This window comes from Methanothrix soehngenii GP6, from assembly GCF_000204415.1.
Classification (GTDB): domain Archaea; phylum Halobacteriota; class Methanosarcinia; order Methanotrichales; family Methanotrichaceae; genus Methanothrix; species Methanothrix soehngenii.
Map to the genome: position 1 here is coordinate 2,080,828 of NC_015416.1, position 14,328 is coordinate 2,095,155.

A 14,328-nucleotide genomic window follows, 5' to 3' on the forward strand; every position below is an offset into this window, starting at 1 on the left:
CAACTTTTTTTGCATAGCTCTTAAGAAAGCAAAAATTTTCAGCCAAACCACAGAGACGCAGAGGGGCTATAATCTCTGCCGGATCCCACTTCCATAATTGGGCGAAGAACCATATTCTAGCCTATCGCCATAATGATCTGTGAATGAGTTAGGAAATGGCTGGCATGAGTCACCTTAATCTGGCTTGGCATCAGCAGAAGAAACGCCATCAATATCCATAAGGATCTTCTCATAGCGCTCCACGATCCTCTCCACTATGTCCATATCGTAGGGCTGGTGGACAGGCACCTGAATTTCGGCCTCCATCTGGGCAGAGCTGGGCGCTGCTCTCAGCCCCCCCTCCTGAACATCCAAACGGAGATCGCGGGCGATATCCTCGATCATGGGAGTCAGAGGCTTGATCGGCCTTGCCTTCTGCGCCCTTTTGCGAAACCTCTTCAGGAGCCGATCAACCTCTGCCGCCAGTGGCTCCACATCGCCCGATTCTGCTGCCCGGACTATCTGCTCTGCGCTCTCTTTAAGCTGGGAGAGGGTTCGAACACCTGCCTCTATGAGATCTCCGCAGTAGTGTTCTCTCACCCTCTCCAGGTAGCCGGGAGCAATTATCAGAAGGTCGATCTCCTCGAGCCGGGATAGGTCCTCTTCTCCTGGGTTGTATGGATTGACCACCAGATAGTCCAGGCCCAGGCGCAGGGCGAGGGTCCTGTACATGGGACTGACCCCTACCAGCTTTTTGTTCTGCAGAAGAGCCTTTCTCACCGCCTCGGGATTGGAGGAGGTGATGCCGAAGTAGTCGGCAAATCCGGGAGTGGTGGTGAGAAGCTTGGTCCGGCTGTGCTTGACCGCATTGATCAGGCCTCTTTTCTCCAGTTCCTTCACGTGCTCATAGCTCTTGTTCCCCCTGATCTGCACCAGCTCGCTCTGCTTGATGGGCTGCTTATAGGCGATGATGGCCAGGGTCCTGATCAGGGGCGCCTCGATCTCCTTTGGAGCAAAGGATAGGACCCGTCCCGCCAGCATGGAGCGGACCTGCATGGAATAGCCATCTCCTATGCTCTTGATCTCTATTCCCGAGCTGCGACTGGCATACTCCTGGGCTAGGTCGCGGGCAGCCTCCTCGGCCATCTGGAGGGAGAGGCCGGAGATATCCGCCAATTCTCGGGGACTGAGCGTCCTGCCTGCAGCAAAAAGAGCGGCTTCGATAACTGCTTTAGCGCTGGAATCCGTCATCAGATCGACCTGAAAGATGATCTCTTCCCGAGGGATTTAAGTTTTGGCCAGAGACGTTCTGCTTAGACTGGGGAAAAGCGAAAAGGGATCCCTGAAAATGCTGGATCTGTAATATCTGCAGTAGAATTAATTTTTTATATTAAGCATAGCTGATTCTGACCGCAAGAGATATCTTGCTATCCGCGGTCACTAAATCACGTAATTCAGCCAGTAATATGATCTTTGAGGTCAATTCTGGTTTGAAATTGTGAGGGGATGATGATCATGGACCATATTGATATTAAGCCAAACATGATCCTCCGAGGATCACTATTCTCAGAACCTGTGCAGGTTATCACAGTGATTCCCATGGGGGATGCCATAAAACTGATTGGAAAGGGGCTAAACACTGGCAAACTCCATGATCCTATTTTATTCAGTGAGCAACTGGCGGCTCTAGAGACGACTCCAGAAAATGAGCCCTTTGATGGCGATGCAGGAAACTTCCGCCTCGGCGTTGAAGCCATGCGCCTGGCCCTAGCCCATGAGTATGATCCTTATTTCACTCTCTCCATTGCCAGAGTGGATCCCCTACCTCATCAGCTGGAGGCAGTCTATGACTATTTCCTGAAGCTTCCACGCATTCGCTTCCTACTGGCAGACGACCCAGGAGCTGGCAAGACCATCATGGCCGGTCTGCTGATAAAGGAATTGAAAATTCGCGGCCTAATAAAGCGCATACTAATCGTTTCCCCTGCCAACCTTACCTTTCAGTGGCAGCGTGAGATGCAGGACAAATTCAAAGAACATTTCGAGGTATTGAGAAGCGATATTCTACGGGCCAACTATGGCTCGAATCCCTGGCAAGAGAAAAACCAGATTGTCACCTCTATGCCCTGGGTTTCCATAATTGAGGACGCCAAAGAGAGCCTTCTGCGCAGTCACTGGGATCTTGTAATTGTGGACGAGGCTCATAAGATGAGTGCCTACAGCCAGGACCACAAGACCATGGCTTATCAACTAGGCGAGGCGCTTTCCGATAGAACCGATCATTTCCTGCTCATGACCGCGACCCCTCATAAGGGCGATCCGGCAAATTTCAGCCTCTTCTTGCGGCTGCTGGATAAAGATGTCTATGCCGATATAAAGAGCCTGGAAGAGGCGATGAGGAGGCATGAGGCACCGTTCTATCTTCGCAGGGTAAAAGAGGCTATGGTAACATTCCCCGATCCTGACACCGGCAAGGTCAAGAGCCTTTTCACGAGAAGGCTGGTCAGGACAATTGAGTTCGAAATCGACAGTGACGAATGGGATTTGTACAATTCGCTGGCCGAGTATGTTCAGGAGCAGTCAATTAAGGCTGCAGAGGATGACTCCGCCCGAGGCCGAGCTCTCGGCTTTACCATGGCCATGCTGCAAAGGAGGTTCGCCTCCAGCATCTATGCCCTGAGGCGCAGTCTGGAGAGGATCAGGGACAAGAGAGAGAAGGTGCTAAAAGATCCTGAGGGCTACCGTCAGATGCAGATCTTCAAGAAGGTGCCTGAGGATTATGATGAGCTGCCAGAGGAAGAGCAGCAAAAAATATTCGATGACCTGGAGAGCGTTGTCGCCTCTATAGATCCTGATGCTCTAAAAGAGGAAATATTCCAGCTGGACAAGCTGATCGATCAGGCCCGGCTTTTAGAGCAGAGAGAGGTAGAGTCCAAGCTTCAAAGGCTTAAGGAAGTTCTGAAAGAGCAGGGCGTCTTTGCAGATCCTAAGATGAAGCTTCTGCTGTTCACAGAGCATAAAGACACTCTTGAATACCTGGCAGGGGATGGAAAGGATGGGCGGCCGCTAGGAAAGCTGAGAGAATGGGGGCTGTCCGTCACCCAGATTCACGGCGGCATGAAGATCGGGGACAGGGATACTGCAGGCACGAGAATTAATGCCGAGAGGATATTCAAGGAGGACTGCCAGGTCATGGCGGCCACCGAGGCGGCAGGGGAGGGCATCAATCTTCAGTTCTGCTGGTTCATGATCAACTATGACATACCCTGGAATCCGATGAGGCTGGAGCAGAGGATGGGCCGAATCCACAGGTATGGCCAGGAAAAGGATTGCTTGATCCTGAACTTCGTCTCGATAAAGACACGTGAAGGGCGGGTTCTTCAGAAGCTCTTCCAGAGAATCGAGCAGATAGAGAAGGATCTTGATCCACAGAATACGGGCAAGGTATTCAACGTTCTGGGCGATGTCCTTCCCGCAAACCAGCTTGAGCGAATGCTGCGGGATATGTATGCCAATATCACCTCGGAAGATGCTATCAAGAGCCGCATCATCGAGGAGGTGGACATAGACCGCTTCCGGAGGATCACCGAGCACACTCTGGAGGGCCTGGCAAAGAAGGAGCTGAACCTATCTGCGATCCTGAGCAAGTCTGAGGAGGCGAAAGAGAGGCGCCTGGTTCCAGAGGTGATAGAGGACTTCTTCCTGAAGGCTGCGCCCCTGGCCGGCATAGCCCTGAAAGAGACAAAGCAAACTCCGCATATCTACAGATCGAGTGGAAAGGTTCCCCGAAGCCTCTGGCAGATAGGCGAGGCGCATGAAGGAAGGTATGGCAAGCTGGGAAAGGAGTACAAGCAGATAGTCTTTGATAAAACCCTCCTGGCCAGGGATTCCACAGCGGAATGGGTGACTCCAGGCCATCCACTATTCGAGGCGGTCAGAATCTATGCATTGCAGAAGGTGGAGGAGGATCTGAGAAAGGGTGCCATCTTCTTTGACCTTTACAGCAAAGAGCCTTCCCGGTTGGATGTGTACTCAGCGGCGGTCAAGGATGGTCGCGGCAACGTTATACATCGACGCATATTCGTGGTCCAGACGGATATGGCCGGCACCCTGGCCGTTCGGCAGCCTACGATCTTTCTGGATCTGATTCCCTCGACGAGCGAAGTGAAGATACCGGAGGGAAATGGACTGCCAGATCGCGACCAGATAGAGCAGTCCCTCTTTCACATTGCTCTGGTACCTTTTCTGGAAGAGATAAATGCCCAGAGGACGAAGGAGATCGAGACCATCGAGCGCCACATGGAGATCAGCCTCAATGAGCTGATTGTCAGGCAAAACCTGATTCTAAGTGAGCTGATGGAGAAGAGGGAGAGGGGTGAGACGGCGCAGCCCATCGCAGCCAGCATAAAATCGACTGACGATCGGATTGACGATTTAAATGAGAGGCTGGAGCGGCGCAGGAAAGAGCTGAAGCAGGAGCACAATCTGTCCATCTCCGATATCCAGCATCATGGCCGGGCCTGGGTGCTTCCGCATCCGGATAGAAGGTCGCCGGGAATGGTGCAGATGGTTCAGGATGAGGGAGTGGAGAGGATTGCAGTTCAGGCGGTGATAGCTTATGAGGAGGCACGGGGGTGGAAGGTGGAGAGCGTGGAACAGGATAGTCGTGGTTTTGATTTGATATCAAGGAGACCCCATCCAGAAGATCCCCAGACCGCTGTCGAGGTCAGGTTCATCGAGGTCAAAGGGCGGGCAGGGGTCGGGGAAATTGCCCTGACATCCAATGAGTACAGGACGGCGGAGAGGCTGAAAAATGACTACTGGCTTTATGTGGTCTTCAACTGCGCTTCGAAGCCGGAGATACACTCTATCCAGGATCCGAGCAGGCTGGGGTGGGAGCCGCTGGTGAAGATAGAGCATTATCATGTGGACTCAGAGAAGATCCTCAGGGCGAGTTAGAATGAAATTGCATGAGTCATGACGCAGAATATGGAGTGGAACGATCACTTTCGCGATGCGCATGGCGATCAACTTTATTCCGAAAAGCGCTTAGATATTGTAGTCGTAGTGAGATAAGGTACTGCTCTAGCGGTAGGAAGATCCATTCTTCCCAAAGGTTGAAGTAGAATTGCCAAGATAACGAGTTATATTAGGATGTTAGTAGCTGATAATATTAATAAAAGATGTTAATCATGGGAAAGAATTCGCAGTTCCACCTGAATGACGAGGAGAAATTGGTTCTGTATGCGATCGGTGCGGTAGATAACTCTCCCTTAAAAAGTAGAATAAAAATTCAAAAATTAATGTTTCTTATCTCAAATGTATTCAAGGATTTTCAAGGTTTATTGCACTTTGAGCCACATCTTTTTGGCCCATATAGCGAAACCCTGGATAATGTATTGGAATCATTAATCCGGCTTGGCTATGTGCAGACCATCGGCAGCAATTTTCGGCTCACCAAATCAGGATTGAATGCATATTCGTCTCTTAAACCCAAGCCAGAGCTTGCCAGGGTGATAGATGATTTCAAACGATTTTTGAATGATCTCAATGACGAAGAAGTATTGGCATTTGTTTACGTATCTTATCCGAAATATATAAGTGAGTCTGTTAAATGGGACGAACTAAAACCTAGAAGGAAAGATTTTGCCATTTCACTATTTAGAAGAAACAAGGTTAGCTTTAGCAAAGCGGCAGAGATTGCAGGATTAACCCCTGTAGAATTCGATATACTCTTGAAGAATAAAAATATTAGGTGGCGCGAGTGACCACGTCAAAGATTCTTGATAACACTGCAATATCAGCGTTTATCAATGAGATAAGATCCATCGAAATGATTGAAGTATGCCGGAACGAGTATATTCTTGTTACCACTGACTGTGTTCAAAGAGAGACATCAGAAAGATTCTCTCGAGAAACTATTGATATAAATTACAAAAATATAAATGTATTCAGAAAAACCGGAGATAAGAAATACGATCAAGCCCTTGATTATTTAGTAAACAGATATCCATATTTGCATGAAGGCGAATTATCGGCATTCTTACTTGCGTTGCTTGATTATGAGCTAACAGGGAATCCTTATTTTTTTATTACCGACGATCGCAAGATGAGAGAGAAAATTTGTGAGATAATCTCGTCTGAAGTATTCCTGAAGATAATAGGCGAAGCTATTCATAATTATCATTTCACAGGTACGATAGGCTTGATTAAGAGACTCTGCCAAAAAGGATGGTTTTCAGAAGATGATATAAAATTGATCATATCTGATATAAAGAATAGTACTTTCCGTATCTCTGACAAGCTGATTGGTGAACTGAGTGGGTGCTTAAAATGAAGGCAAATCTCCGTGTAAATAATGTCGATGAAGATCTTCTGATGCGTGTAATGGAGATCAGATTTGCTGACAAGTCCATCACCACACCAATCAAGTCCTTAAATAGAACAGTTCCTGTTGCAGGTTTAAATGAAGTATTTCACAGAATTGACCTGGAAAAGATCTCTTTGATAAGCTCAAATGCATCTACAGAAATGAAATTCAACAAAGATGCGAGAAGAGAGAGAAAAGACGACATGATCAATCTCTTCTTTCTATCCTACAAAGAGTGCAAGGTTCCTGAAAAGAATGCGATGGCCACCTTGGCCGACCTGCAATATGTGAACAGCGATTTAGCGATTATGCCGTTATGTCCCGAAATCATCAAGAGCTACGAAGGCGAGCAGCTGATTAGCAATTTTATTTTATTTATCAAAGAATATCTAAAAATTGTAGAGACTTTAAATAATAAAACTATTGTTGGCATCATTCCCGCAAGGCTGCCCAGACAATTCCTCCCCACAGTCCTTGACTTGTATCATTCTCATGATGTTACTTCCTTCGTCATAGATAGCGATGGATCATCTCTTTATTCAAATCCATCCTGGATAAAAGCACTTCAAAGAGGTTTGCATAGTCTTGGCATATTTGATGAGGGTTTCATCTATAACATAAATTCTTTTGAAGGAAGATTCAGCGGAAAGGCAAATATAACACTTGCCAGGGATTTCGTAACCCTCACTTTTGGAATGGATATACTCGGCGCAAATCATAAGCAATCCAAGATTCCTGCGGAAAGAAGGATCAAGATGGATAGCTCGCAGAAAGGTTCACGCTTGTTCGATCCACAAACCTATGGATATACTCGTGATCCATCCCTGGAGATAAAGATGGCTAAGATGAGCAATATGCTTGCTCAGCACAGAGAGGCATTGAGAATTCAGAACGTGATAAATGAGGAAGGAACTGCATCACGCTACTTCCAAAGAAAACCCCAGCTTATTGAAAATAAGGTTTTAGACAGAGTCCATGAGGTGAAGATAGATCTCACGGAAAGCAGGAAACAACGAAGCCTATTTGATAATTTTTAATAATGCGTGATAATGATGAATCCACTCACTTACCCCAAGCGCCTCATCGAGGTCGACCTGCCCATCAAGAAGATCAGCGCCCACGCCCGCCGGGAGAAGCCCATCCGCCACGGCCACATATCCACCCTGCACATCTGGTGGGCGCGCCGGCCTTTAGCCGCCTGCCGAGCGGTGATCTGTGCCGCACTCTGGCCCGACCCGGCTCAGGAAGATTGCCCGCTCCGGTTCCGGGAGGATGCCGCGGTCATCATGGCCCGGTTCTGGAATCCCATCGGCAGGACTGACCTGGACTTCTCCGAGCCACTGGCGCTGCGCAAAGCGCTCCTCGATTTCATCGCCGATTTTGCCAACTGGGACAACTCGACCAAAAAGGAGTATCTGGAGACGGCCCGCGCCCTGACCCAGTCCGCTCATGAGGCCCTGGGAGGCGCTCCGGGAACGCGCCCGCTTGTAGTGGATCCCTTCGCCGGCGGCGGCTCGATACCTCTGGAAGCCTTGCGGGTGGGGGCGGATGCCTTTGCCAGCGACCTGAATCCGGTGGCAGTCCTGCTCAACAAAGTGGTGCTGGAGTACATTCCCAAGTATGGCCAGACGCTGGCGGACGAGGTGCGCAAGTGGGGGGAGTGGATCAAGGTAGAGGCGGAAAAAGAGCTGGGTGAATTTTATCCGAAAGACCCGGATGGGGCTGTGCCGATTGCATACCTTTGGGCGCGGACGATCACCTGCGAGGGGCCGGGCTGCGGGGCGGAGGTGCCGCTCATGAGGTCGCTCTGGCTGGCCAGGAAGAGCCGCCGCTCGATAGCGCTGAAATTCATCCCTGACCACGAGAAGAAGCGGGTTGACTTCGAGATCATTGAGGAGGCCAAGCCTCAGGATGTTAGCGAGGGCACAGTGCGCCGGGGCTCGGCCACCTGCCCGGTATGCGGCTATACCACGCCCGTGGCCTCGGTCAGAAAGCAGCTCAAGGCCCGCCGGGGCGGGGCAGCCGATGCCAGGCTCTTTTGCGTGGTGACGACGAGGCCGGGGCAGCAGGGACGTTTCTACAGGCTTCCAGTGGAGAGGGATGTTGAAGCTGTTAAAAAAGCAGAAGTGATGCTAGAGGCAGCTAAGAATATTCATAAAGGGCCTTTATCCCAAATTCCAGATGAATTAGTGAATCCTTTGCCTCACTCTATAAACCGCTTGTCAATCTATGGTATGTCTGAGTGGGGGGAAATTTTTACGCCTAGACAGGGGTTAGCGTTGATAACACTAGCTCGGTTAGTTCAAAAACATAGGGAGCTATCAGCAACTAATCCTGAAAAAAGACTATCCACAGCCACACAAGCTTGCCTAGCTTTAGTGTTCGATAAGGAAGTGGATAAATTATCAACACTTGCTAGATGGGATACTTCAAGAGAAAATCCACAGGGCGCATTTGGCCGACAAGCATTAACTATGGTTTGGGATTTTAACGAGGTGAATCCCTTTTCCGGCTCAGGTGGTGACTGGGATACTGCATTGAACTGGGTAGTGCAGGTTATAGAGCGAGAGGCAACTTCATTTGATATTAATTGTAATAATTCAGGACATACTAATTGCAATTCTGTCACTCCATGCCAACTAATAGATGATTCTGCTCAAGCTTTCGTAACTGATCCACCATATTATGATGCCATTGCTTATGCGACGTTATCCGATTTCTTTTATGTTTGGCTCAAAAGGATGTTAAGAGATGTGTTTTCAAGTCTTTTCGCGACCAACCTTACTCCAAAATCGGATGAAATAATTGTCGAGCCAACGCCAGTAGAAGGGATTGGAATTAAAGATGAGGTCTTTTATCTCCAAAGGATGACTTTGGCATTGGCTGAAGGCAGAAGAATATTGGACCCGATGGGCATCGGTGTCGTTGTATTTGCCAATAAGTCCACATCTGGTTGGGAAGCTGTGCTGACTGCAATATTGAATGCAGGCTGGGTAGTTACAGGTTCCTGGCCCATCGATACGGAAATGGCCACAAAAATCGCAGGAATAGGCCAGGCTCGTCTAATGTCTTCAATCCATCTCGTCTGCCGTCCTCGTGAGAATCCGGATGGCACTGTCACGGAAGACGACGTGGGTGACTGGCGTGATGTCCTGGCCGAGCTTCCCCAGCGCATTCACGCCTGGCTACCTGGCCTGGCCGCTCAGGGCGTCGTGGGCGCTGATGCCATCTTCTCCTGCCTGGGGCCGGCACTGGAGATATACAGCCGCTACTCCCGCGTGGAGAAGGCCAGCGGCGAGGTTGTCACCCTGAAGGAATACCTGGAAGAGGTCTGGGCGGCGGTCTCCCGCGAGGCTCTGGGCATGATCTTCGAGGGCGCAGATGGATCGGGCCTGGAGGAAGATGCCAGGCTCACTGCCATGTGGCTCTGGACTCTGTCCACAGGAGGCAATGGCGGCAGCTTTGATGATAATGAAGCAGATGCAAGCGAAGGAGAAGATGGAGTCTCGGGAAAAGGGGGCAAGATGTCGGGATTCGTCCTGGAGTATGATGCTGCCCGCAAAATAGCGCAGGGCCTGGGGGCCCATCTGGAGACCCTATCCACCCTGGTCGAGGTGAAGGGCGACAAGGCCCGTCTCCTTCCGGTCTTGGAGCGATCTGCATATCTATTCGGCCAGGGCTCTCCTGCAGTCAAGAAGGAACGCAAGAGGAAAAAGGAGCTGCAGACCACACTTTCCGGCAGCCTGGCCCGAGCTGAGAGAGAGACGGTTCCAGCAAGCGAGCTTGCTCTGCCTGCTCCCGGCTCCACAGTACTGGACCGGCTGCATCAGGCTATGCTGCTGTTCTCCACTGGCCGGAGCGATGCCCTCAAGCGGTTCATTGAAGAGGATATCGGCCAGGATCAGGGGCTCTGGAGCCTAGCCCAGTCCCTTTCCGCCCTCTATCCCGCCGGAAGCGATGAGCGGCGGTGGGTGGAGGGAGTGCTGGCCAGGAAGAAGGGACTGGGGCTGTGAAAACAGAGAGGCAAACGGCGAAATATTTGTAATTCAGAAGGAGAACCAATGGCTGAAGAGATCGAAGAGATAGATATGCAGCATTTTGCAGGGCTCTTTGGAGATTCCCATCTATCATGGATCATAGCCCAGATAGTAGCCGATCCTTTCCAGGTCTACCGGCCTAAGGACCTGGAGGAGCTGGCAGAAGCCTCTGCGCCCAGCACGAGAAAGGCTCTTCGAATTTTGACCCGATTGGGACTGCTAATCAGGAATGATACGGACAGACAGCATCCCTCCTACAAAGCAAATCTGGACTCTAAAAAAAAACACTTGGCCTTGACTTTGCTATCATATTCCGTGGTGGACGATAGCATCGGGACAGATTGCATGGATGATCCAATTGCCGAATACTACGATTCTGACCTCAGGGATAGATACGAATCAGTGGAAAGAGGCCTTCATGCAGACCGTCCAGCGCCATGAGAACGCAGAACTTCTTCGGGCTGCAGCATTGGACGAGAGGCTGGCGGACTGGACCGCCTGCCTTACCAGGGCCGTTGTCAAGAGCTGCGATCGCCTGGGCTGGATGTCTGCCGCCAGGGGAAACAAGCTGGATAGCCCGCCTGTCCCCCACAGTGAGTATCTCACTATGGATGTCATGGCTTTCGCTCATAAAAACACCGGAAACTTTAATGTGCTGTAGCCATTTTCATCCTTGGAGATTCAATAGATGGCACTCACACCCTGGCACAAGTCTGCGACACCCCGTGTTGATCTGCGCAAAGGCAAACCATTGGACGCCGCAGAGTTCGCTGTGAACCTCGATCGAGTCAGGGATGGCAAAGCACCCGACGACTATAAGGATCCTAAGCAGTTCTTTGAGAGGACTTATCTGACCAAGAACCTGACCGCCCTTGCAGCAGAGGTCCAGCGTCGCTTTTCGGGAATCAAGACTGAGACCTCGGCCGTCTTCAACATGGCTACCCAGTTCGGCGGAGGAAAGACTCATGCTCTCACTCTACTCTACCATCTGGCCAGGAACGGCCCGGCCGCAAATGGATGGCCCGGTGTGGACAAGATCCTGGCCAAAGCAGGCCTCAATAGCGTGCCAGGAGCAGCGATAGCCGTCTTTGTGGGCACTGAGTTTGACTCCATAACTGGAAAAGGAGGCGGGGCATCGGGCGAGCCCCTGAGAAAGACCCCCTGGGGAGAAATCGCCTTCCAACTGAGCGGCACGCAGGGTTTCGACCTGGTGGAAGAGCACGACAGACAGAGGATAGCGCCGGGAGGCGACGTAATCCGCAGCTTCCTGCCAAAAGATCGCCCTTGCTTGATTCTCATGGACGAGCTGATGAATTATGTCAGCCGAAACCGCGATTCAGGCCTCTCCGATCAGCTCTACAACTTCATCCAGAACCTCACAAACGTCGCCAGCGGCGAGGATAAAGTGGTATTAGTAGTCTCCATACCAGGCTCACAGATGGAGATGAACGAGGCCGATTTTTCCGACTACAACAGCTTCAAGAAGATCATGGATAAGCACGGCAAAGCAGTGATGATATCTGCCGAGGCTGAAACCTCTCAGATCATACGTCGCAGGCTGTTTGAATGGAGTCCGGAGGAGATCTCTCCCGATGGGACCATCCTTCTGGGCAACGAGGCCAAAAAGACCTGCAAAGCATACGCCACCTGGGTCAAGGCCCACAGGAATCAGGTTCCTGGCTGGTTTCCAGTCGACCATGCAGAAGAGATGTTTGAAGCGGCATATCCATTTCACCCTATGGTCCTCTCCGTCTTTGAGACGAAGTGGCAGGCCCTTCCCCGCTTCCAGAGGACTCGCGGCATCCTCCGCCTTCTTGCTCTTTGGGTATCGAAAGTATATCAAGAAAGCTACACGGACGCTCATTCTGACGCCCTGATCGGCCTTGGCACCGCTCCCTTGGAGGATCCCATCTTCCGGGCTGCCATATTCGAGCAGCTTGGCGAGGACCGCCTGGAGGGATCTGTCACAACTGACATTGCTGGACGGAAAGAAGCCCATGCTGTAAGACTGGACAATGAGGCCAGCTCTGCCATCAAGAAAGCCCGCCTGCACCGAAAGGTGGCGACGGTCATTCTCTTTGCCTCCAATGGCGGCCAGACCCACGGCACTGAGGCCACTCTTCCCGAGATCCGCCTTGCAGTGGCTGAGCCTGATCTTGACATCGGAAACATCGAAACCGTCCTGGATGCGCTCTCTGTCAACTGCTACTATCTGGAGGCCTACGGGACAAGCTACCGATTCGGATTGCAGATTCAGCTACCCAAGATCCACGCCGACCGCAAGGCAAGCGTCCCCAAACAGGAGATTGATGAGTGCTTGAGAGATGCTATCTTCAGGGTCTTTAATGAGGGCAACATCATAAAGCCGGTATTCTTCCCGGAAAATAGCAGCGATATCCCGGATACTCCTGCCCTGACCCTGATTGTCCTGTCCCCCGATCACCGCAGACCGGACAGCAGGACAATAGAGCTGATAGAGTCAATGACTAAAGATCATGGTGCCTCCTCCAGGACTTACAAGAGCGCTCTCATCTGGTCCCTGGTCGACAACGACGCCAGCCTGACAAGCGAAGCTCGCAATGCTCTGGCCTGGGAGAAGATCCACTTTGAATCTGAGCAGCTTCATCTCAATGAGAGGCAGAATAGAGAGGTAAATGAGAAGATCGGCAAAGCTAAACGAGACCTTAAGGAGGCAGTCTGGAGAAGCTACAAGAACCTCGCACTCCTTGGGAAAGATAACAGGATATACTTAATGGACCTCGGCCTAATTCATTCCAGCGCAGCCAGGACCATTGTAGACCTCTATCTATTGCAGCTAAAGCAGAAGGATATTATCACAAGCAGCATCAGCCCCAATTTCTTGGTCAAGAACTGGCCACCTGCCTTCTCTATCTGGTCCACCAGGTCCGTCCGAGATGCTTTTTTCGCATCCCCTCTCTACCCCCGCCTGCTCAATCAGCAAGCAGTAAAGGAAGCCATATCCAAAGGCGTCTCTAACGGGATATTAGCCTACTTTGGCCAGTCTGAAGAAGGCGAATACGATCCCATCTATTACCGCACCGATCTTTTGCCGGATGATGTGGAGATATCTGAGGAATGGTTCATAGCAAAGGAGCCTCCCAAGAGGTCAGGACCGTGCACAATAGTGGTGACTCCTGAGCAGATCAGCATCAAGCCAGGAGATGAGGTCCAATTTTCTGCAAAAGTAATGAATGACCGGGGCCAAGAGGTACAGACTGATGCCATAGACTGGAAGGCAACCGGGGGAAGCATCGATCAGCTCGGCCTCTTCAGGGCAGGGGATATAGAAGGGACCTATTCTGTGAATGCTGCAGCGAGAGATGCTACTGGATCTGCCAGTGTCGTCATCTCTGCAGGGGGCAGATCATTGAAGAGGATTGTTGTCTCTCCTCAGGATGCGCATATAGGGCCGGGCAGGACGCAGACATTTGTCGCCGTGGGCCTGGATGCAGATGGCCTTGAAATGCCATTGGCCGGGGTAGACTGGAGGGCCACAGGCGGCACAATCGATGTTAACGGGATCTTTCAGGCGGGAATGGAGGAGGGCTTCTTTACGATCACAGCGAGCGCGGAGGGCGTTAGTAGCTCGTCGAATCTCATCGTCAAGGCCTTAAGTCCTCATTGGGCAGGCGAGATACCTCATCAAAAATGGACCCAATTCTATAACAGAATCCTATCCAAGTTTGCCGCTCGCAAAGGTCTGAAGTTGCTGGTAGCCGTGGACATTTCAGACGCCTCTATGGAGGAAGTTGAGGAGATGAGAAGTGCCTTGCGTGAATTGGGCCTTGAGGACGATGTAGAGGTGGATTAAGCCACAGATATTCACTCGGAATATGGAGCTGGAGGTCCTATGCGCTAGAGCCCAGTTTCAGCTCTTCGGACCATAGGCCGTAACGATCATCAATGGTGCTAAGGATCTGC

9 protein-coding genes are annotated in these 14,328 nt (G+C 51.0%); 8 read left to right on the forward strand and 1 reads right to left on the reverse strand.

Features of this window, described 5'->3' with window-relative positions; translation table 11 throughout:
- Positions 1–174: 174 nt before the first annotated feature.
- On the reverse strand, positions 175–1,230 hold the full coding sequence (gene scpB / locus MCON_RS10335) for an SMC-Scp complex subunit ScpB (RefSeq protein WP_013719916.1): 1,056 nt from the start codon (positions 1,228–1,230) through the stop codon (positions 175–177).
- 264 nt (positions 1,231–1,494) lie between these two features.
- On the opposite strand from scpB, the gene MCON_RS10340 reads away from it, so the two are divergent.
- From MCON_RS10340 to MCON_RS10375, 8 genes are all read left to right on the forward strand, one after another.
- The gene (locus MCON_RS10340) at positions 1,495–4,938 is read left to right on the forward strand and encodes a protein NO VEIN domain-containing protein (protein ID WP_048133191.1); all 3,444 of its coding nucleotides are present in this window, start codon (positions 1,495–1,497) and stop codon (positions 4,936–4,938) included.
- Positions 4,939–5,171: 233 nt separating this feature from the next.
- The gene (locus tag MCON_RS10345) at positions 5,172–5,747 is read left to right on the forward strand and encodes a UPF0175 family protein (protein WP_013719918.1); all 576 of its coding nucleotides are present in this window, start codon (positions 5,172–5,174) and stop codon (positions 5,745–5,747) included.
- Positions 5,744–6,316 carry a hypothetical protein gene (locus MCON_RS15310; RefSeq protein ID WP_052297566.1) on the forward strand — a complete coding sequence of 191 codons (573 nt, stop codon included), beginning with the start codon at positions 5,744–5,746 and terminating at the stop codon, positions 6,314–6,316. The genes MCON_RS10345 and MCON_RS15310 overlap by 4 nt, the downstream gene beginning before the upstream one ends.
- On the forward strand, positions 6,313–7,386 hold the full coding sequence (locus MCON_RS10355) for a hypothetical protein (protein ID WP_013719920.1): 1,074 nt from the start codon (positions 6,313–6,315) through the stop codon (positions 7,384–7,386). The genes MCON_RS15310 and MCON_RS10355 overlap by 4 nt, the downstream gene beginning before the upstream one ends.
- 12 nt (positions 7,387–7,398) lie before the next feature.
- Positions 7,399–10,362, forward strand: coding sequence for a DUF1156 domain-containing protein (locus tag MCON_RS10360; RefSeq protein WP_013719921.1), 2,964 nt, complete (start codon positions 7,399–7,401; stop codon positions 10,360–10,362).
- 48 nt (positions 10,363–10,410) lie between these two features.
- Positions 10,411–10,827, forward strand: coding sequence for a hypothetical protein (locus MCON_RS10365; RefSeq protein WP_013719922.1), 417 nt, complete (start codon positions 10,411–10,413; stop codon positions 10,825–10,827).
- The gene (locus tag MCON_RS10370) at positions 10,805–11,047 is read left to right on the forward strand and encodes a hypothetical protein (RefSeq protein WP_052297567.1); all 243 of its coding nucleotides are present in this window, start codon (positions 10,805–10,807) and stop codon (positions 11,045–11,047) included. The genes MCON_RS10365 and MCON_RS10370 overlap by 23 nt, the downstream gene beginning before the upstream one ends.
- Positions 11,048–11,074: 27 nt before the next feature.
- Complete coding sequence (locus MCON_RS10375; protein WP_013719923.1) at positions 11,075–14,218, forward strand: ATP-binding protein; 3,144 nt, start codon at positions 11,075–11,077, stop codon at positions 14,216–14,218.
- The last annotated feature ends 110 nt before the right edge of the window (positions 14,219–14,328 follow it).

Excerpts from the sequence above, each read along its gene's own strand:
- scpB (WP_013719916.1), bottom strand. The coding sequence starts at position 1,230 with ATGACGGATTCCAGCGCTAAAGCAGTTATCGAAGCCGCTCTTTTTGCT.
- MCON_RS10340 (WP_048133191.1), top strand. The coding sequence starts at position 1,495 with ATGGACCATATTGATATTAAGCCAAACATGATCCTCCGAGGATCACTA.
- MCON_RS10345 (WP_013719918.1), top strand. The coding sequence starts at position 5,172 with ATGGGAAAGAATTCGCAGTTCCACCTGAATGACGAGGAGAAATTGGTT.
- MCON_RS10355 (WP_013719920.1), top strand. The coding sequence starts at position 6,313 with ATGAAGGCAAATCTCCGTGTAAATAATGTCGATGAAGATCTTCTGATG.
- MCON_RS10360 (WP_013719921.1), top strand. The coding sequence starts at position 7,399 with ATGATGAATCCACTCACTTACCCCAAGCGCCTCATCGAGGTCGACCTG.
- MCON_RS10365 (WP_013719922.1), top strand. The coding sequence starts at position 10,411 with ATGGCTGAAGAGATCGAAGAGATAGATATGCAGCATTTTGCAGGGCTC.
- MCON_RS10370 (WP_052297567.1), top strand. The coding sequence starts at position 10,805 with ATGCAGACCGTCCAGCGCCATGAGAACGCAGAACTTCTTCGGGCTGCA.
- MCON_RS10375 (WP_013719923.1), top strand. The coding sequence starts at position 11,075 with ATGGCACTCACACCCTGGCACAAGTCTGCGACACCCCGTGTTGATCTG.